Annotated in this window: 20 protein-coding genes; 9 read left to right on the top strand and 11 right to left on the bottom strand. The window is 68.0% G+C overall.

Annotated features, from left to right (window positions below):
* Window positions 1-77 precede the first annotated feature (77 nt).
* Window positions 78-836, bottom strand: coding sequence for a M50 family metallopeptidase (locus D477_RS10140; RefSeq protein ID WP_005268941.1), 759 nt, complete (start codon window positions 834-836; stop codon window positions 78-80).
* Between the two features lie 245 nt (window positions 837-1,081).
* Here D477_RS10140 and D477_RS10135 point away from each other — a divergent pair, with 245 nt between their 5' ends.
* Window positions 1,082-1,516 (top strand): DoxX family protein, encoded by a 435-nt coding sequence (locus D477_RS10135; protein WP_005268940.1) that lies wholly within the window; start codon window positions 1,082-1,084, stop codon window positions 1,514-1,516.
* A 105-nt stretch (window positions 1,517-1,621) separates the two neighbouring features.
* Here D477_RS10135 and D477_RS10130 read toward each other — a convergent pair whose 3' ends face one another.
* From D477_RS10130 to D477_RS10115, 4 genes are all read right to left on the bottom strand, one after another.
* Window positions 1,622-2,173: a DUF488 domain-containing protein gene (locus D477_RS10130; RefSeq protein WP_043846489.1), complete on the bottom strand. Its 552-nt coding sequence runs from the start codon at window positions 2,171-2,173 to the stop codon at window positions 1,622-1,624.
* An 87-nt stretch (window positions 2,174-2,260) separates the two neighbouring features.
* Window positions 2,261-2,767 (bottom strand): acyl-CoA thioesterase, encoded by a 507-nt coding sequence (locus D477_RS10125; protein WP_005268938.1) that lies wholly within the window; start codon window positions 2,765-2,767, stop codon window positions 2,261-2,263.
* Window positions 2,764-4,002, bottom strand: coding sequence for a plasmid pRiA4b ORF-3 family protein (locus D477_RS10120; protein WP_190273550.1), 1,239 nt, complete (start codon window positions 4,000-4,002; stop codon window positions 2,764-2,766). Before D477_RS10120 ends, D477_RS10125 begins: the two co-directional genes overlap by 4 nt.
* Before the next feature lie 39 nt (window positions 4,003-4,041).
* Entirely contained in the window at window positions 4,042-4,689 is a 648-nt protein-coding gene (locus D477_RS10115; RefSeq protein WP_005268936.1) for a TetR family transcriptional regulator, read from the bottom strand.
* Window positions 4,690-4,820: 131 nt separating this feature from the next.
* On the opposite strand from D477_RS10115, the gene D477_RS10110 reads away from it, so the two are divergent.
* Complete coding sequence (locus D477_RS10110; protein ID WP_005268935.1) at window positions 4,821-5,360, top strand: CarD family transcriptional regulator; 540 nt, start codon at window positions 4,821-4,823, stop codon at window positions 5,358-5,360.
* Between the two features lie 19 nt (window positions 5,361-5,379).
* Here the strand turns inward: D477_RS10110 and D477_RS10105 are convergent, their stop codons facing one another.
* The 3 genes from D477_RS10105 to D477_RS22645 all read right to left on the bottom strand — a co-directional run bounded on the left by D477_RS10105 (window position 5,380) and on the right by D477_RS22645 (window position 7,420).
* Complete coding sequence (locus D477_RS10105) at window positions 5,380-6,444, bottom strand: App1 family protein (protein ID WP_005268934.1); 1,065 nt, start codon at window positions 6,442-6,444, stop codon at window positions 5,380-5,382.
* 71 nt (window positions 6,445-6,515) lie between these two features.
* A complete protein-coding gene (locus D477_RS10100; RefSeq protein WP_005268933.1) occupies window positions 6,516-7,175 on the bottom strand; it encodes a superoxide dismutase family protein in 660 nt (219 codons plus the stop codon).
* A gap of 92 nt (window positions 7,176-7,267) precedes the next feature.
* Window positions 7,268-7,420: a hypothetical protein gene (locus tag D477_RS22645; RefSeq protein WP_190273549.1), complete on the bottom strand. Its 153-nt coding sequence runs from the start codon at window positions 7,418-7,420 to the stop codon at window positions 7,268-7,270.
* A gap of 418 nt (window positions 7,421-7,838) precedes the next feature.
* Between D477_RS22645 and D477_RS10095 the strand changes: the two genes are divergently transcribed.
* Window positions 7,839-8,537 (top strand): hypothetical protein, encoded by a 699-nt coding sequence (locus tag D477_RS10095; RefSeq protein ID WP_005268932.1) that lies wholly within the window; start codon window positions 7,839-7,841, stop codon window positions 8,535-8,537.
* A gap of 59 nt (window positions 8,538-8,596) precedes the next feature.
* Here D477_RS10095 and D477_RS10090 read toward each other — a convergent pair whose 3' ends face one another.
* Both D477_RS10090 and D477_RS10085 read right to left on the bottom strand, forming a co-directional pair.
* Complete coding sequence (locus D477_RS10090; protein WP_337587561.1) at window positions 8,597-9,334, bottom strand: NADPH-dependent FMN reductase; 738 nt, start codon at window positions 9,332-9,334, stop codon at window positions 8,597-8,599.
* 40 nt (window positions 9,335-9,374) lie between these two features.
* Window positions 9,375-9,890: an Lrp/AsnC family transcriptional regulator gene (locus tag D477_RS10085; RefSeq protein ID WP_005268930.1), complete on the bottom strand. Its 516-nt coding sequence runs from the start codon at window positions 9,888-9,890 to the stop codon at window positions 9,375-9,377.
* A gap of 107 nt (window positions 9,891-9,997) precedes the next feature.
* On the opposite strand from D477_RS10085, the gene D477_RS10080 reads away from it, so the two are divergent.
* Together D477_RS10080 and D477_RS10075 are read left to right on the top strand one after the other, a co-directional pair.
* The gene (locus D477_RS10080; protein WP_005268929.1) at window positions 9,998-11,245 is read left to right on the top strand and encodes an NAD(P)/FAD-dependent oxidoreductase; all 1,248 of its coding nucleotides are present in this window, start codon (window positions 9,998-10,000) and stop codon (window positions 11,243-11,245) included.
* Between the two features lie 95 nt (window positions 11,246-11,340).
* Window positions 11,341-11,544, top strand: a complete 204-nt coding sequence (locus D477_RS10075) for a FitA-like ribbon-helix-helix domain-containing protein (protein WP_005268928.1) — start codon at window positions 11,341-11,343, stop codon at window positions 11,542-11,544.
* A 119-nt stretch (window positions 11,545-11,663) separates the two neighbouring features.
* On the opposite strand, the gene D477_RS10070 is transcribed toward D477_RS10075, so the two are convergent.
* Window positions 11,664-12,971: an Nramp family divalent metal transporter gene (locus D477_RS10070; RefSeq protein WP_005268927.1), complete on the bottom strand. Its 1,308-nt coding sequence runs from the start codon at window positions 12,969-12,971 to the stop codon at window positions 11,664-11,666.
* A gap of 349 nt (window positions 12,972-13,320) precedes the next feature.
* Here D477_RS10070 and D477_RS10065 point away from each other — a divergent pair, with 349 nt between their 5' ends.
* Genes D477_RS10065 through D477_RS10050 form a run of 4 tightly spaced genes read left to right on the top strand, consistent with a single transcriptional unit; the run spans window position 13,321 to window position 18,573 of the window.
* Window positions 13,321-14,883, top strand: coding sequence for a pyridoxal phosphate-dependent decarboxylase family protein (locus D477_RS10065; protein WP_043846478.1), 1,563 nt, complete (start codon window positions 13,321-13,323; stop codon window positions 14,881-14,883).
* Window positions 14,880-16,193: a lysine N(6)-hydroxylase/L-ornithine N(5)-oxygenase family protein gene (locus D477_RS10060; protein WP_005268925.1), complete on the top strand. Its 1,314-nt coding sequence runs from the start codon at window positions 14,880-14,882 to the stop codon at window positions 16,191-16,193. Before D477_RS10065 ends, D477_RS10060 begins: the two co-directional genes overlap by 4 nt.
* On the top strand, window positions 16,190-16,723 hold the full coding sequence (locus D477_RS10055; RefSeq protein WP_005268924.1) for a GNAT family N-acetyltransferase: 534 nt from the start codon (window positions 16,190-16,192) through the stop codon (window positions 16,721-16,723). The genes D477_RS10060 and D477_RS10055 overlap by 4 nt, the downstream gene beginning before the upstream one ends.
* Window positions 16,720-18,573, top strand: a complete 1,854-nt coding sequence (locus D477_RS10050) for an IucA/IucC family protein (protein WP_005268923.1) — start codon at window positions 16,720-16,722, stop codon at window positions 18,571-18,573. The genes D477_RS10055 and D477_RS10050 overlap by 4 nt, the downstream gene beginning before the upstream one ends.
* The last annotated feature ends 8 nt before the right edge of the window (window positions 18,574-18,581 follow it).

Below are 18,581 nucleotides of genomic sequence, written 5' to 3'. Positions count from 1 at the left end.
GGCAGCAGCACGAGAAAAGGCCTTGGCGCGAAACAGCAAGACTGCTGAGGGTCTGCCGTGGTGTACGAGGCGGCGCGTCAGGCCAGCAGGCCCGCCGCTGCGGCTATGGCTGCCACGGCGAGCAGGCAGCAGGCGGCAATGACGACGGCGAACCCCGCCAGCCACAGGATCGCCGGAAGCCCGGTCCGCCGCGCGAGAATGAAGGCATCGGAATTCGCCAACTGCTGCCGCCTCCGGGTGTGGACGCTGAGCAGATTGAGCCAGTCGCGGACTGCACCCACCAGCAGGCCGATGCCGATCGCCAGGGTCACGTGGCCCAGCCACGCCGCCGGAGCGAACCAGACAAGCAGTCCGGAGGCCAGCGCAAGGCCGACGGCGATCACGATGCCTTGCCCGTTGCGGATGAACAGCAACGTCAGCAGCAGCAGCAAGGCGCTGACGGAGAGCGCGAACGAGGACCAGCCGCTGAAGGAAGCCCAGACCAGGACGCAGCCGACGACGGCAGGAACGGGATACCCCCAGAACCCGGTCCACACCGCGCGGGCCCCACTGGATGCACGGCTCATCATGGCGCCGGATTGGTCGAACCGCAGGTGGATGCCCCGCACGAGCCGGCCGGTCGTCAAGGCGGCAAAAGCGTGCCCCAGTTCATGCACCGCGGTCACGAACAGCCCGAAGTACCGCCAGTTCGCCCGCGGCACGGAGACCGCGAGCGCCACCGCAAGGATGACTCCCAGCTCCAGCGCTGTTGGCTCGAGGCCGGGGTCGCGCCGGAAGCCGGCCAGGATCCGGGCCCACCATTCGGCGGCAAAGCCCTGCAGGTCGTTCAGGTCCATCAGTGTCCTCGTCTTGGCGGCAACTGTTACCGCTGCGGACTGTAGCAGGCGCAACTGAATGCTGCGCCCGGTGCCCCCAGCGGCGGAGGCGAGCGTCGCCGTCGTTAGCGTGACCCACACGACAGAAACAAAACTTGACACTTCAACTGATCAGTTGCGACTATTTTATTGAAGCGTCAATCAACTGATGCTTGTCGCTCGTTCCATGGGCCGCTCCACTGACCACACGAAACGGTGAAAACATCATGAAGAATCCCGCTTTGAACACCACCGCCCGCACGATCCTGCGCGTCGTCCTCGGCTTCCTCTTTACGGCCCACGGCTGGCAGAAGTTCAACGAGTGGACGATTGCCGGCACGCAGGCCTCCTTCGGCCAGATGGGCGTCCCGGCTGCCGAGATCGCTGCACCGATCGTCGCCGTGCTGGAACTCGCCGGCGGCATCGCCCTGATCCTGGGTGTGCTCACCCGCCCGCTGGCCATCCTGCTGATGCTCGACATGCTGGGCGCGCTATTCCTGGTGCACGCTCCGGCGGGCGTCTACGCCATGAACGGCGGCTACGAACTGGTGCTGCTGCTGGCTGCCGCCGCGCTGGCCATCGCCCTCGTGGGCCCGGGCCGCGTCTCGGTCGACCACGCGCTGTTCGGCCGCAAGGACTCCAAGCTGGCCGTCCTCGCCTAACCTACGCCGCTTCGGCGCCCCTTTCCCGGGGAACGCGTCCGCAGCCATGGCCCCCGATCCCGCCGGTTTGACCGGGAGCATCGGCCCTGGCTGCGGGCGCGTTTTTCATTGCGCCGGGCCGTCCCACACCAAGCCGGCTGGCGTGCGGCGCGCTCCTTCCGACGGACGGTGCGCCGAGGTCTTGCCGCCCGGCATCAGGTGGACCACGTCCACCCCGTGCTGCAGGACCAGGACGTCGGAAATGAGCCGGCGGTGGCAGCGCCACCAGACGGTCTCGCTGCACATGATCGCGGGCCTGGCGGCCGAAGCGTCCTGCAGCAGCCGGCGCAGCCCGGCAGCGAATTCCGGAGTCCGGGTGTACGCGGCATAGGCCCTGAAGGCCGCGACCTTCCACCAGCTATCGGGTTCCGGTTCGCCCGCCGGAATCCGGCGGCGGCCACCCAGCTCCTCTTCCCAGCGGTACGCGACGCCGGCCTCCGGCAGCCACGACGCCAGTGCATCCTTCGCCATATCCGGATGCTTCCGGCTCCCCGGGAAGCGGCGCACGTCCACCAGCAAGTCCACTCCGGCTCCGGCCAGCAGGTCGGTCAGTTCGGCCGCGCTGCTCGTGCCGTGGCCGATCGTCATAATGCGCTGTTCCCCGGATACTGCCGCCATGGGCCCAGTCTCGGCGCCCGTCCGGCCCGTGTCCAGCCGGTCTGCCAACCCCGCCCGGGCCTCCTCCGACCGTTGCCGCCCGGGCGGCTAGCGGAAGTTCGGCTCGCCGAGGTAGGGCTGCAACCGCTCCTTGTGGTCCGCGGTGACGCGCAGCAGCCGGCTGGTGGCCTCATTGAAGAACGCCAGCGTTGTCTCGGCCTTCACGCACTCATCCATCGTCACCGGGTCCTTGATCAGGTAGGCGACGGTCAGGCTCGCAGCCTTCAGCGCGCTGATCCAGACCTCGACGTGCGCCGGGATGTTCCGGTAGTTCAGCGGCCGGACATATTTCACCCGGTGCTCGACCACCAGCGCCTGCGTCCCGTCGGGCAGGTCCGAGAAGACCGGCAGGTCCACCTCCAGCCCCTCCCCGCCGGTGCCGGCCGGCGGGCCGAAGGCGTGGATGCGGGCTTCCTCGAGGATGCGCAGGATCTCCACGTTGTTGATGTGCCCGTAGGCATCCATGTCTCCCCAGCGCATCGGCACGTTGCAGCTCAGCCGCAAGCCTGCCACCTGGCCGCTGGGGTTGCGGTTCGCGGCGGTTGTTTCAGTCATCGAAGACTATTCTGCCGCCGCTGGACCTCCAGCAGGAATTTCATGCCCGCTTCGGAGAGTTCCTGGCTCAGCCAGGGCCGGCCCGACGGCAGGTAGATATTGAGGTGCCCGAAAGTGGCTGCCATTTGCCGTGCCAAGTCCCGCCCGGCAGGCAGCGCGAGCGGCCGCTGGTCCGGTCCGTGGAAGCCTTCGGCCGTCATGATCTCGACCAGGATCTCGCCCCGGACCGACACCGGCGGCAACTGGTTCTCCACAAGCCACTCGGTGAACAGCCGGTGCAGGAAGTCCCCGCCGATGCTTCCCGGCTTGGCCATGCGGGACGCAAGGTAATGCCAGAGCCCTTCGTCGTCGTCGCAATACTCCCGGCCCGCCGGCGTACGCAGCAGCTTCCCCTTGTACTTGCGCAGCAGCCCCCACTCCTGCACCTGGCGGCGCAGCCCCAGGATTTCGCGGGTATTGATCTCGCGGTTGGCCTTGCCGTAGAGCCGGCCGGCCAGCCCCAAGGCCACCACCGCCTCCTGCACCACCGCGGGGCGGAGGTAGCCGTCCTTGGTCAGCTCCAGCCCCTCCGGGCCGACGCGCTGCAGCAGCCATTTCACCGGCCTAACCACCTCGGCGACTTCCTCAGCCGTCGGCGGGGCATCGGACCAGCGCAGCCCCAGCCGGGTCAGCCGCCGGTTTACCTGGGCCTGGTCGAAGCAGGCCGGATCGAAGGACAGGTCGCCCACCACGCCGTACAGCCATTCCTGCACGGCCGCATGCTCCGGGTCCGCCGGATCCTGGGCCGCCGCACACAGCCGGGCATAGCCGTCCACCCCGCCGGAGTCCTCGACCGGACCGCGGTTGGCTCCGGCCAGGCAGACCAGCTCCCCGGCAGGAACGACGGCGTGTCCGGTCACCTCGATCTCGTGCAGCCAGCAGTCGCCGAAGTCGTATTCGTAAACCAGCTGCGTGTTCCGGTTCGCGAAAACATCCTCAAGCGTGAAGCCATCGGCCGACTCCATGCCCAGCTCCAGGGCGGTCTCCACGTCTCCGGCGAAGTAGCGCTCGTGCCCGCCGGGGCCGGCAGACCGGAACAAGTGGAGGTGCCGGTCCTCCCAGTCGAACGCCAGCTGGATGACGCGGTGCAGTTCCGGCAGCGTCAGGCTGGCCGGCACCCGCACGTCGCGCCAGATCGGATCGACCGCCCCGGCAAGGGCGATATGCAGGTCGAGGGCTTTCACTGCGGCTCGCATGAACGACATTGTGCCAGTCCGCGCCGCCGATCGGCAGACCTACTTTGAGAAGTCGAGCGCCTGCTGGTAAATCGCCGCCAGGTCCGCGGGCTCGCCCGTTTCCAGCCGGGAAGCCCAGGCATCGAACGAGGCCCGGACCACGGCGGAGGCAATGTCAATGGCGAGCCGGAGTTCCAGCGCGTCCTCGTGGACTGCACCGAACCGCGCCGCCAATGCGGCCTGGACTTCCTCGGTCCGCTCCAGCGACTGATGCACCACGGCCGCCCGCAGCGACGGCTCCTTCCGCATCAGCCGGGTCACCTGCAGCATCCGCTGCGCTGCAGGCGAGGCGTTGTCCAGATACGGCTGCACCATCAGTCCGTACAGGCCGTGGACCTCGCGGCGCAGTTCGCCCTGCGGATCGACGGAGGGCAACCCTGCGGCGATGGCGGCGTTGAAGTCCTGGTGCACGGGCAGGGCGGCATCTTCCTTGCTCGCGAAATAGCGGAAGAAGGTGCGCGGGGAAACCCCCGCGGCCGCGGCGATCTCGTCGACGGTCGTGGCTGCCACTGAGCCCTTAGCGAACAATTCCAGCGCCGCATCGGTGATTTCGGCCCTGGTCTGCTGCCGCCGCCGCTCCCTCAGCCCCTGCCCGTGCCCTTGCTCGGCCTCCGTTTTGGCGCGCCGTTCCGCGGTTCCTGCCCCCATGGGCCCCTTCCATCCTCCTGCCGGCTGCCGGGATCTTCCTTCGCCAGCCGTGCTGTTCCACGATATCGCACGTTTTGCGCACCAGCTGTCAATATGACAGTATCTGCCACAATGGCATGAAAGGACACCTCATGAAGCTCACTGTGGGCGACAATCTTGTCTACCCGCCGCACGGCGCCGTCACCGTCGTCGGAACCACCAACCGCACCTTCAAGGATGCCGAGACCACGTACGTGCAGTTCCGCGTCCACCACGACGGCCTGACCATCGAGGTCCCGGCCGGCAAAGCCAAGGAGCTGGGCGTCCGGCCCGCGATCGGCAAGAAGGGCGTGCAGAAGATCATGAGCATCCTGCGCCAGCCGGCTTCGATGGAGAAGGAAATCTGGTCCCGCCGCTTCAAGGCGAACCAGGAAAAGATCACCACCGGCGATGTCTACAAGGTCTCCGAAGTCGTCCGCGACCTCACCCGGCGCCTCCAGGCCGGACTGGCACCCGCCGGCGAAAAGCGGCAGCTCGACCAGGCCCGCCGCATCCTGCTCTCCGAACTTGCACTGTCCGAGGGCACCGACACCGATGGCGCCAGCGCCATCATCGACGACGTCCTCGCGCCGGTCGAGGAGGAACTGGAAAGTACGACGGCGAAGCGCACCAGGGCGCGCCTGAGCGCCTGAGCGCTCCAAGCCGAAGGAGCTATTCGGCGCCGATGATGCCCAGCTCGCGCAGCTGGGCCGCGATTCCCGCCCCGTCGGGGGCATAGATCCACGGGATGCCCGGGGTCGCCTCGCCCGGCGTGGCCTGGGACCGGCCACCGGCCAGGACGGCCTCGCTGACGGAAAGCTGGCGGATGGCGATGGCCGCCACGTGCTCCGGATAGCGCTGCGCGAAGCCGGAGTAAATGGCCTCGTCATGCTGGCCATCGTCGCCGATCAACAGCCACTTCACCTGCGGAAACTCCTCGGCCAGCCGCCGCAGCTGCGTGGTCTTGTGCTCCATCCCGCTGCGGAACCAGCGGTCCCGGGTCGGACCCCAGTCCGTCAGCAGCAGCGCGCCGTCGGGGTACATGTTCCGGGTCAGGAAGCGGGTCAGCGTCTGCGCCACATTCCAGGCCCCGGTGGAGAGGTAGAGCACCGGGCTGCCCGGGTGCTGCCGGCTGACCCGCTCCAGCATGACCGCCATTCCGGGTGTCGCGTTGCGGGCATGCTCGTCGAGCACGAAGGTGTTCCAGGCTGCGAGCATCGGCCGCGGCAGCGCGGTGACCATGACCGTATCGTCGACGTCGGATACGACACCGAAGGTCTTGCCGGCGGGAACCAGGTAGACCGGCGCTTCCACCGGGGACGACCCCTCGCAGCTGAGGCGGACGGTGTTCCAGCCGTCCGGCAGCTTGGCCGGGACATGGGCATCGATGACTCCGCCGCGGTCGGCCGTGACCTCGTGCAAGGCGCCGCCGACCTCGATGGTGACCTTGGCGTTCGCCACCGGCGGGCTGATGAAGTTGCGCCAGCCGCGGATCCCGTCAGCGATCAGCTTCGAGGACACCCGGCCGTTTTCGAAGGCATCCGGCTTGGCCATCACCACCCGGCCCAGCACGCGGACCCAGCCGGCGGAACCATAGCCGGTAAACGGCAGCACGGTGGCCAGGTCCCCGCGGTCGCGGGCTCGGCGTTCACGCCAGGTCTGCCACCGGTCTTCGATCCTCATCCCGATGTGGGCGGCCTTGTCCTGGATCTCGCCTTTGTGTTCCGTCCGCGACATACCGACAGTTTGCCACGCTGGCGCGGCCGGGGCGTAAACCACGGCGGGCCGGCGGTTGCGGTCAGCCAACGCTACTGGCGGATGTTGATGCAGGCGAGCCGGTCGCCGGCGGTTCCGGCCTCGCCCTCACCGGTCTTGGTCGGCATGGCGTGGATGACCACGGACTGGCCCTCACCCTCACGCAGCTTCCAGCCGACGCGGCTTTCGGCCTCGCCCTCGCCGTCCTGGTCAGTGGTAAAGTCCAGCCAGATTTCGTTGTCGGGGTTGGCGTAGGCAGGATCCGTCGACGGCGTCTGCGGATCAGCCTCGTCCTGATAGTGCGGCCCGGCGTCGTCCGGGGATTCCCCGCAGGCGGCAACGTGCACGTGGGCGCCGAACTGCGTGTCCGGCTCCAGCCCCTCGACCTTCAGCTTGACCTTCGTGCCCGCGTCTTCGTCTTCAACCTCGACTTCGGTCTCGGCGCCCACCGGCACCCGTTCCGGATTGTAGGTGATCGCCGTGGCGCCCTCGGAGAATTCTTCGAAGCGGGCGGAAACCTCGGCGTCGGCAGCCGCCCCGGGGGACGATGCTCCGAGCGAGGCTCCGGGCGAGACCGCTTCGCCCGGCGTCGTGGCGGTTTGGGGAGCCGGATTCTGCGGCAGTTCCTCGTCAGGCTCCGACGGCCCGCAGGCCGCCAGGGCCAGCGTCAGCGCCGCCACTCCGATGAGCGGAAGACCGTACTTGCGTGCCATGGACAGCTCCTTCGTCGGTGGACCTTCGCTTTGAAGCCTACCGATCATGCCTGAACCCCAACAGGGCACGCCCGCAAACCGTCCCGCGTCGATCAGTCCGTCTCCGGCACTGCCTCCCGGCTCCGGCCGTCATCATGCCCCAAGGGCTCGTCCAGTTCAGTGCCCTCCTGTCCGGCAGCCTCCGCCGGTTCCTGCTCCGGGACCTGCTGTTCCGCGTTGTGCTGCGTCTGGTCCTGCCTTCGCATTGTGCGCCTCCTGCACCCCGGAGCTCGGTGCCCCATTGCCGGCCAGCCAGCCTCTCCAGCGACCGTATCCTCCAGATTAACAGCGCACTCGAGGATTCGTAAGCACCAAAGGAGCACCTGCACCGGGCTCCAACAGGACCACACCGGGGGCCGCAACGGGACCGCACCGGAATATTGCCACGGCGAGTTTAGGGCGTGAAGCTTGCTAAAATACTGTGGTCCGGCGGGCGTGGACGGCCCGGTCTTCCAGAGCCGATACTGTGCCTATGCTGCTGATGATTTGCTGCGGCCTGCTGGTGCTGGCCGGCCTGGCCGCCGTGGCCGCCTGGGGCGGAGGGCCCTTCGTGCAACCGGCTCCCGCGCCGGGCGCAGGCCCGTCGTCCGGATCATCCGGCAGGCGCTGTGGTGGACCAACGTCGTGCTGGTTTCCGGCGCGGCGGCAGGCCTGCTGATGGCGGGTCCGGGCGGGCGCCTGGTCATGCGCCTGCTGGCCGCGACGTCGCCTGAGGACACCGGGCGCCTCACCGAGCAGAACGAGACTATCGGCATGATCACCACGGAAGGCACCGTCGGTTTCGTCGTCTTCACCGGCATCGTGGGCGGGTGCGCCACGGGCATCCTCTACGCGCTGCTGCGGCGGTGGCTGCCGAAAGGCCGGGCCGGAGGCCTGGTTTTCGGCGCGCTGCTGCTCGTCATCCTGGCCACCACCTTGGAGCCGCTGCGGCCGGACAACCGGGACTTCGATGTTGTGGGGCCGGGATGGCTCTCGGTGCTGGCCTTCAGCGCCCTGGTCGTTGCCCAGGGAATGCTGGTGCCGGCGCTGGCAGGGTGGCTCAGCCGGCGGGCGCCGCTCCTGGACAGCCCCGGCGCTGCCGTGGCGTACCTGCCGCTACTGGGGCTGGCAGTACTCCTGGGCCCGGTTGGGCTGCTCGCCGCAGCAACGGTCATGGCAACCATCGCCGCCGGCATGGCCCTCCGGCTGCTGCTGCCGCGGCTGGCAGGCAGCTGGCACAGCCGCGGCGTAACTACCGCAGGCCGCGCCGCATTGGCGGCGGCGGCGCTGATTGCCTTGCCTGCCTTTGCCGCAGCCATCTCCTCGATCCTGCTGGCAGGATAGGCAGAACCGCCCCGCCGGAAGCCGACAGGGCGGTTCTGTGCGTATTGGTCGCGGCCGGATCAGGCGGCGGCAGCAGCCAGCGGCGTGCGGATGGCGGCAAAGCCCTTCGCCCACGGCACCAGCTGGTCCACCATGGGAGCCAGGGTGCCGGCGTTCTGCTCGGTCGGCTTGAACTCGGAGAAGTTCTCGAAGTCGGTGAACAGGCTGAACATCACCTGGTTGCGCACCACGGCGACCTGCAGTTCGGCCAGGACGTTGCGCAGATGCTCGGCAGAGCGGACGCCGCCCATGGAACCGTAGGACACGATGCCGGCGGCCTTGTTGTTGAACTCGGCATTCAGGAAGGACAGGGCGTTGGTCAGGGCCGGGCCGACCGTGTGGTTGTACTCGTTGGCGACAAAGATGAAGCCGTCAAACTCGGCGACCTTCGCGGACCAGGCCTTCGTGTGCTCGTTCTGGTAGCTCTGGTATGCGGCCGGAGCGGGCTCGTCGAGCAGCGGCAGGTTGAAGTCGTTAATGTCGACCAGTTCGAAAACGGCGTCGCTGCGGTCGGCAAGCTGGGCCATCGCCCAGTCCGCGACGGCGTTGTTGACGCGGCCCGGACGGGTGCTTCCGGTGACGACGGCGATGCGCGGCAAAGTGCCGGCACCTGCGTTCTCCACGGCGGCCGTTGTTGCGGGCTCGGCGGCAGGCACCGCGGCATCAGGCTGGGCCGGAGCGCTCTGGGCACGGGACTTGGACGAAAAAAGCTTCTTGAACCAGGACATCATGGCCTTCCGGGTTGATTGACGTTTCAACCATTGTCTCAGGTCTTCATTGACACGTCAACAATTTGTCTCATGAGCCAGGGCCGACGGGCCTGCGGTACTCGAAAATCACGGTGGTGTTGGTGCCCGCGACTTCCGGCCGAAGGCTGAGGTTGTTGGCCACCAGCTCCCGGAGCGTGTCCGAATCCGGTACGGCAACGTGGATGAGGAAGTCCCGGTCCCCGGTCACGAAGAAAATGCCCTCCACGGCCGGGAGTCCGGCCAGGTAGTCCTCGAATCGCGTCAGGTTGGCCCGGGCGTGCGCCTGGAGCCGGATCGCGATCAGGGCCTGGAGCCCGCGGCCGACGGCGGCGGGATCAACGTCCGCATGGTAGCCCCGAATGACGCCACGCTCCTGGAGCGAGCGGATCCTGGCATGGCAGGTGGATGCCGCGATGCCAGCCCGTGCGGCGAGGGCATTGTTCGGCATCCGCGCATCCGCCTGCAGCAGCCGCAGGATCAGGCGGTCCGTCTCATCCAGGTCCGGCCCCCGAACGTTCTTCGGTGCGGGCCGCCCGCGTGAACGGCCTTCCGAACTTCCAACCATCAATTCCTCCTTCTGGCGAATGATCAGCGAATGGCTTGCTACTACTTCTCTAATTATTCACAATGAAGCAAGAGCGATGTGTCCTTGATCACGACTGAGGAGAGCAAATGTATTCGCGCGCCCGGAAGCCGCAGACCGCCGTCGTTGTTGGGGCCGGCATGGTGGGACTGTCCACGGCCTGGCACCTGCAGGAACAGGGAATCGACGTCACCGTAGTGGACCGGTCAGGCGTCGCCGCGGGCGCCTCCTGGGGCAATGCCGGCTGGCTGACGCCCGGCATGGCGATGCCGCTGGCGGAACCGACCCTGTGGACCTATGCGGCCAAGTCGCTGCTCGACCCCACGGCGCCTCTGCACATCCCGGCGCGGCTCGACGTCCGGCTGTGGACGTTCCTGGCCCGCTTCGGCCTCCACGCTACCTCCAAGGCCTGGAAGCGGACCATGGATGCGCTGACTCCGATCGACCGGATGGCGCTGGAGGCCTTCGACGAACTGACCGGCAACGGCGTCGAGTCATGGACCCGGAAGGGCCCCTTCATCGTCGGCTTCGAATCCGAGAGCGAGAGCAAGCCGTTCATCCACGAGATCGAGCAGGTGGAGAAGGCCGGCCAGTCCGTTCCGCTGGCACGGCTGGACAATCCCCGGCTCAAGGTGCCCCAACTGTCCGCCGGAGTGTCCACCGTGCTGGAGATGGAGGGCCAGCGGTTCCTCGAGCCGGGGCCGTTCGTCGAGGCGCTGGCGGACGCGGTGCGTTCCCGCGGGGGCTCCATCATTTCGGGGGCGGAAGTGCGCGGCCTGCGGCACGGGCCGGGCGGCATCGCGGTGGACAGCTACGGACACGATCCCTTGTCCGCCGACGTCGTGGTCCTGGCCACCGGGGCCTGGCTTCCGAAGCTCGCCCGTCCGCTGGGGGTGCGGACGCAGATCCAGGCCGGCCGCGGCTATTCCTTCAGCGTCGCCACCGAGGAGCCGGCAGAGTTCCCGATCTACTTCCCGGCCCGCCGGGTCGCCTGCACGCCGTACCAGGGGCGGCTGCGGATCGCCGGGACCATGGAGTTCCGCGGTCCGGACGAGCCGCTGCAGACCGGGCGGATCGACGCGATCCTCGCCGCCGTGCGGCCGCTCTTCACCGGCATGGACCTGGAGCAGCTCGAGGACCTCTGGGTGGGCCCGCGGCCGGTGACTCCGGACGGGCTGCCGGTCATCGGCGCCACCCGCTCCCCCGGCGTGTTCGTTGCCGGCGGCCACGGCATGTGGGGCATCGTGCTCGGTCCGGCCACCGGCAAGCTGCTCGCCAGCCAGATCGCCACAGGCACGGTTCCGGCCGAGCTGAAGCCGTTCGACCCGCTCCGCTGACCGGGCCGGCTCCGGACCGCTGTGGCCGGGCAGCCGGGGCGGTGACAGCCGCCTGCCGCAGGTCTAGCATTGATTCCACTCAGGAGGTGGCGGCCATGGAAGCGCTGACGATACCGAATCTGGAACCCCGCATCATGGAGGGGCTCCGCATCCTGGCCGAGGCCCACGGCCGGAGCCTTGAGGATGAGGCCCGAGTCATTCTGTGCCAGGCGGCACGCGGCTTGACCGAAGCCGATGATTTCCTCGCCTCGATTGTCGGCGAGCCCGGATCCGGCAAGCCGAAGCACGCCAAAACCTGAGCCACCGCGGCGCCGGACCGCCGTCGTCGTTAACGTACGCTGCCTGCGCACCACTACAGGTGCGCAGGCAGCGTACGTTAACGGCAGGCAGGAAAGGCGCCGGCCCAGGCCGTGTGGAATCAGCCGCCGAACAGCGGGGCGATGGCCTTGACCAGCTGCTGGATGCCCAGGATGCCGAACAGCAGGGCGCAGATGCCCAGCGCGATGTTGGTGTGCAGGCGGTTCGCCCATTCCTTCGGCACGCGCTTGCCGTTGAGCAGGCCGAGCAGGGTCAGCGCCAGGAACGGCATGAACAGCGAGCCGAGCACGCCGTAGGCCAGGATCAGCGCGATCGGCTTGCCCAGGATGAACAGCAGCATCGGCGGGAAGGTCAGCCAGAGGACGTAGAACTTGAAGTACTTGCCGCCCACGCGGGTGTCCGGGTGGCCTGCTTCCTTCTTGCGCATGTGGCCCCAGAAATCGGCGAACATGAGCGAGACACCGTTCCAGACCCCGATGATGGAGGAGAACGATGCGGCCCAGAAGCCGACCAGGAAGCCGGTGCCGATCACTTCGCCGTAGCGGGCGTTGAGGACGTCCGCCAGTTCCAGCAGGCCTTCGTCGCCGCCGCTGATGGAGACGCCGGCGGAGCGGACCACTTCGGCGCCGACAATCAGCATGGCCAGGACGAAGATGCCGGTCATGATGTAGGCGACGGAGTTGTCGATGCGCATGACGCGCATCCACTTGGGGGTGTACCAGCCCTTTTCGCGCAGCCAGTAGCCGTAGGCCGCCAGCGTGATGGTGCCGCCGACGCCGCCGGCGAGTGCCAGGGTGGAGAGCAGGCCGCCTTCGGCCGGAATCGACGGGACCAGGCCGGTCAGCATCTCGGGGATGTTGGGCAGGGCAATGACCGCCAGGCCGACCACGGTGACAAACATGATGCCGACCAAGGCTGCGGTGATCTTTTCGAAGGTGGCGTATTTGCCGAACCACACCATGACGAAGCCGGCCAGCCCCATCGCGATGGCCCACGCCCACAGCGGCAGGACCGGGAACATGGCGGCCAGCGGCAGGGCGGCCGAGGACATCGCCGTCCCGCCGTAGACGAAGCCCCAAATGATGATGTAGGGGCCGAAGTACCAGGTGGTCCAGCGGCCGAGCGAGCGCCAGCCTTCGAAGATGGTCTTGCCGGTGGCCAGGGTGTAGCGGCCGGCTCCTTCGACCAGGACGATCTTCAGGATGACGCCGACGATCACAGCCCAAAAGAGCTGGTAGCCGAACTGGGAGCCGGCGACCAAGGTGGCGACCATGTCCGCGGCGCCGACGCCGGTCGCGGCAACGACAAGGCCGGGACCGACGATCTTCCACTTGGCGGGTGCGCCGCCGTCGTTATCGGTCCGGACGGCGGCGCCGACCGGACCGGTGGGGTTGCTGTCAGAAGACATAGCGGGGTGCATTTCCTAACGATTGAATGGGGACGGCCGCAGCCAGCTGGTGGCAGCTGCCGGGCCTGTGCATTCTTTCACACATTCCAACCGGTCGTTCAGTAATTCCAGCAGCAGCCGCGACGGACGGTCGAAATTTCGGGACCAACGGCAGGCCCAGCGCCCCTCTGCAAGCCTTGGCTCGACTTCGATTTCGCGCGAAAGTACCAGTCACAGTGCGGTTTGGGAAGAGTTGCCGGCCGCCGCCGTCGAATATTTCCGGGAATGACCGGCTCGCCGAAAAATTACGGCACGAAAGTTTGACGTTAAGGGTCCCCTAAGTAAGGCTTGCCTTTGTTTCTGCCCGGCAATGCTTTCCCCCAAGGAGCTCGCCTTGACCCTACTGTCCAGCACCGCCGACCAAACCGACTTCGGTTCACGCATCGAGCTGGCCCTGGCCGCCAGCAACCAGCTCTTCAATCCCCGGAATGCGCCGCGCTACGTGGCGGACGTCCTGCAGGCGGTCAATCTGGTGGCCACCAAGGTCTCCAGGACGTCCCGGCCGTTCACCGGATGCGCCCCGGGCCAGCTCTCGCCCCTCGTGGCCGGCGTGGACCTGGACCGGCCGCTGCCGGACACAGCCGCTGCCTTGGAAGAACTGGAAGGGCTCTACCTGCAGGACGCGGTGTACTTCCACGATCCGAAGTACGCCGCGCACTTGAACTGCCCGGTGGTCATTCCCGCGCTGGTTGGCGAGGCGATCCTCTCCGCGGTGAACTCCTCGCTCGACACCTGGGACCAGAGCGCCGGCGCCACCCTGATCGAGCGGCGCCTGGTCGATTGGACCGCCGGCCGCCTGGGCCTGGGCGCGGAAGCCGACGGGGTTTTCACCAGCGGCGGAACCCAGTCGAACCTGCAGGCCCTGCTGATTGCCCGCAACCACGCGGTTGAGCGGCTCCGCCAGGACCCCGCTGCCGATGCCGGATGGCTGCCGCAGGCCCTGGACAGGCTGCGGATTTTCGCTTCCGAGGCCAGCCATTTCAGCATCGCCAAGTCGGCCGCCCTGCTGGGCCTGGGGTACGACGGCGTGGTCCCGGTCCGCTGCGACAGCGAGCGGCGGATGGATCCTGCCGCGCTGCGGCAGGCACTGGCCGACAGCCGGTCCCGCGGCGAGGTCCCGATGGCCGTCGTCGCGACCGCCGGGACCACGGACTTCGGCAGCATCGACCCGCTCGATGCCGCGGCAGAGCTGGCGCGGCAGGCCGGTAGCTGGCTGCACGTGGACGCAGCCTACGGCGGCGGCCTGCTGACTTCGCTGCGCTACCGGCATCTGCTGGACGGCATCTCAGCCGCCGATTCGGTCACCGTGGACTACCACAAGACGTTCTTCCAGCCGGTCAGTTCCAGCGCCGTGCTGGTCCGTGACCGCTCCACGCTGCGGCATGTGGCCTTCCACGCGGACTACCTGAACCCGGCCAGCGCGGCGCGCGAACAGATTCCCAACCAGGTGGACAAAAGCCTGCAGACCACCCGCCGCTTCGATGCCCTGAAGCTGTGGCTGACGCTGCGGATCATGGGCGCGGACGGCATCGGCGCGCTGCTGGACGGGGCCATCGACCTCGCCTCCCGCGCCGGCGAACTGCTGGAACAGGACCCGGAGTTCGAACTGGCTTCCGCCCCGCAGCTGAGCACCCTGGTGTTCCGGTACCGGCCCGAGGGCGTGGACGCCGGGACGGCAGATGCCCTGAACCTGCACATCCGCCGGGCCGTGTGCGCCTCCGGCGAGGCGATGGTCGCCGGCACCACCGTTGACGGGCGCCACTACCTGAAGTTCACGCTGCTGAATGCCGAAACCAGCGTGGAAGAGCTGAACGCGATCCTGGAGCAGATTCGCGCAATCGGAGCCGGCTTCCTGGCAGGGGCACGCGCATGAACCGCAGCACCCATGATTTCGTGGCCATCGGCGTCGGTCCCTTCAATCTGGGCCTGGCCGCGCTGGCCGCTCCCATCCCGGAACTGGACGGCGTCTTCCTGGACCAGCGCCCGTGCTTCGACTGGCATCCGGGCATGATGCTGCCCGGCACCCACCTGCAGGTGCCGTTCATGGCGGACCTGGTCAGCCTGGCCGATCCCACCTCGCCGTACTCCTACCTGAACTACCTCAAGGAAACCGACCGGCTCTACCGCTTCTACATCCGCGAGGACTTCTACCCGCTGCGCGCCGAATTCAACGCCTACTGCCAGTGGGTCACCGCCCGGCTGCCGAACGTGCACTTCGGCGAGCGCGTGACCGGCGTCGAGTACCGCGGCGGCCTGTACCACGTCACGTCCGCAGGAGCGGCGGGCGAAACCGTCCGCACAGCCCGCCGGCTGGTGCTGGGTACCGGAACCGAACCCCAAGTGCCCGCATCCTGCCGCGGCCTGCCGGCGTCCGGCGGCCTGGCCTGCCACAGCGCGCAGTACCTGGACCGGAAAAAGCAGCTGCAGGCCAGCGGAAGCATCACGATCGTCGGCAGCGGCCAAAGCGCCGCGGAAATCTACTTCGACCTGCTGCAGGAGCAGGACAGCCACGGCTACGAACTGACCTGGGTGACCCGCTCGGACCGGTTCTTCCCGCTGGAGTACGCCAAGCTGACGCTGGAGCTGACCTCGCCGGAGTACGTGGACTACTTCCACGCGCTGCCGGCCGGCACCCGGGGGCGGCTCAACGCCGGCCAGAAAAACCTGTACAAGGGCATCAACGAGTCGCTGATCAACGCAATCTACGATCTGCTCTACGCCAGGAGCCTCACGGCCCCACCGAGGACCCGCCTGCTGACCAACTCCTCGGTGGAGGCGGCGGAGTACGATCCGGCCGCGGGCCTCCACCGGCTCACCCTGCACCACACCGAACAGGACCGGACCTACCAGCTGGACAGTGCCGCCGTCGTTCTTGCTACCGGCTACGGCTACCGCGAGCCGGACTTCCTCGCCGGCATCGGCCACCGGATCCGCCGCGGCCCGGACGGAAGGTTCGAGGTGGCACGCAACTACAGCACCGGCGTCGAACCCGGCGAAATCTTCGTCCAGAACGCCGAACTGCACACCCATGGCTTCGCCACCCCGGACCTGGGCATGGCTGCCTACCGCAACTCGTGCATCATCCGCGAGCTGCTCGGCTGGGAGTACTACCCGGTGGAACGGCGGATCGCTTTCCAGGAGTTCGGTGCACCGGTGCCGGCGCCGGCGGAGGTGGCACTGTGACGTTCACCTTCACACCGGCCGACCCGCAGGCCCACGCGGCGCTGCTGCACGGCTGGGTCACCCGCGAATATGCACGCTTCTGGGGCATGCTCGGGGCGACCGAGGAGCAGGTCCGCGCCGAGCTCGCCGGGATCGCTGCCCATCCGCACCATGAAGCCTGGATGGGGTACGACGGCGGTGTCCCCGCCTTCCTGATGGAGCGTTACCTTCCCGGCCACTCGCCCTTGGCCGGCAGGTATCCGGTGCGGCAGGGCGATGTCGGGATGCACTTGCTGGTCGGTCCGCCCGATGTCCCGCGGGCCGGGTTCACCGCGGACGTGTTCGACAGCGTGATGCGCTTCCTCTTCCGCGCCCCCGGCGTCCGGCGGGTGGTGGTGGAGCCGGATATCCGCAACAGCAAGATCCTGGCCCTCAATGAACGATTCGGCTTCCGCCGCGCGCAGCTGATCAAGCTGCCGGACAAGCAGGCGTGGCTGAGTTTCTGCACCCGTGAAGACTTTGCCCGAGCAACCGAAGGAGTCCCCGCATGACCATCACCGCACCCTCCCTCGTACCAGCGGCGCCGGCGGTGGCCGGAGCCGCCTCGCACCTGGAGCCGGCCCGCTGGGCAGCCGCCGACCGCCATCTGGTCCGCAAGGCGATTGCCGAGTTCGCCCACGAGCGCATCCTCCGGCCCGAGCCGTCCGGGGGCGGCGCCTACCGGCTGGCCTCGGACGACGGCCGCGTCCACTACCACTTCGCCGCCGAACGGCTCTGGCTGGACCACTGGAGCATCCCGTCCGCGAGCATCCACCGGCTCGTCGACGGCGTGGAGCAGCGGCTGGATGCCCTGGACTTCATCACCGAGTTCCGCCGGACCCTCGGCATCAGCGAGACCATGCTGCCGGTGTACCTGGAGGAAATCGGCAGCACGCTGGCCGGCCACGCCTTCAAGCAGTCCGTCCCGCAGCCCACCGCAGCGGAACTGGCCGCTGGCTCCGCCGGTGCCGCGCCGGCGTCGGACTTCCAACGGCTGGAACAGGCCATGACCGAAGGCCACCCCTGTTTCGTCGCGAACAACGGGCGGCTGGGCTTCGGCTTGTCCGACTACCTGGCCTATGCGCCCGAAACGGGAGCCCCGGTGCAGCTGGTTTGGCTGGCCGTGCACGCCGACCACGCCGAGTTCACCGCGATTTCCGGGCTGGGCTACCGCGAGCATCTGGAGGCCGAACTGGGTTCCCACGTGGTCGCGGGATTCGACGCCGTCCTCGCAGGACAGGGGCTGGACCCCGAGGACTACCTCTTGATGCCGGCCCATCCCTGGCAGTATGAGAACAAGCTGACCGTGACGTTCGCCGCGGAGATCGCCCAGCAGCGGATCGTCCATCTGGGGCCGGGGCCGGATGCCTTCCAGGCCCAGCAATCCATCCGTACCTTCTTCAACCTGGACGAGCCGTCAAGGTGCTACGTGAAGACGGCGCTGTCCGTGCTGAACATGGGCTTCATGCGCGGCCTCTCCCCCGAATACATGGCCTCGACTCCCCCGGTCAGCCAGTGGCTGCATCAGCTCGTCGGCGCGGATCCGGAGCTGCGGCGGCAGGGATTCAGCGTCCTGCGCGAAAGGGCGGCGGTCGGCTACCGCAACCGCTACTTCGAAGCGGCGGCGCTGCCGGGCGCGGCGCACCGGAAGATGCTCTCGGCGCTCTGGCGGGAGAGCCCGGTCCCTGCGCTGGAACCCGGCCAGCGGCTGGCCACGATGGCGTCGCTGCTGCACACGGACGCTGACGGCGCTGCCTTCGCATCCGCCCTGATCCGGCGTTCCGGCCTCAGCGCTGCCGCCTGGCTGGAGCGTTACCTGCAGGCGTACCTGGTGCCGGTCCTGCACTGCTTCTACCGGTACGAGCTGGTTGGCATGCCGCACGGGGAAAACATCATCCTGGTCCTGGAGGACGGTGTTCCGGTCCGCGCCATCCTGAAGGACTTGGGCGAGGAGGTTGTGGTGATGGGCGACGCCGTCGCCGTTCCGCCCGAGGCCGCGCGCATCCGGGTGCAGGTTCCGGAGCAGGACAAGGTGCTGTCCATCTTCACCGACGTCTTCGACTGCTTCTTCCGTTTCCTCGCCGCCCTGCTGCACGAGGACGGGCAGCTGGACCAGCACGATTTCTGGCGGACCGTGGCGAAGGTGGTGGCCGGCTACCAGGACCGGCATCCGGAACTGGCCGGAGCCTTCGCACGGCACGATCTGTTTGCCCCGGAATTCGCCCTGTCCTGCCTGAACCGGCTGCAGCTGCGGAACAACCAGCAAATGCTGGACCTGGCGGACCCTTCGGGCAGCCTGCTGTTTTCCGGCACGCTGTCCAACCCGCTCGCGCCGTTCCGGCCCACCGGCGTCCGGGGCTGAGCCCGCGG

This window comes from Arthrobacter crystallopoietes BAB-32, assembly GCF_000328305.2.
GTDB lineage: Bacteria > Actinomycetota > Actinomycetes > Actinomycetales > Micrococcaceae > Crystallibacter > Crystallibacter crystallopoietes_A.
Note: the sequence above shows the minus strand (reverse complement) of the source record. Positions and strands in the feature narration are given on the sequence as shown.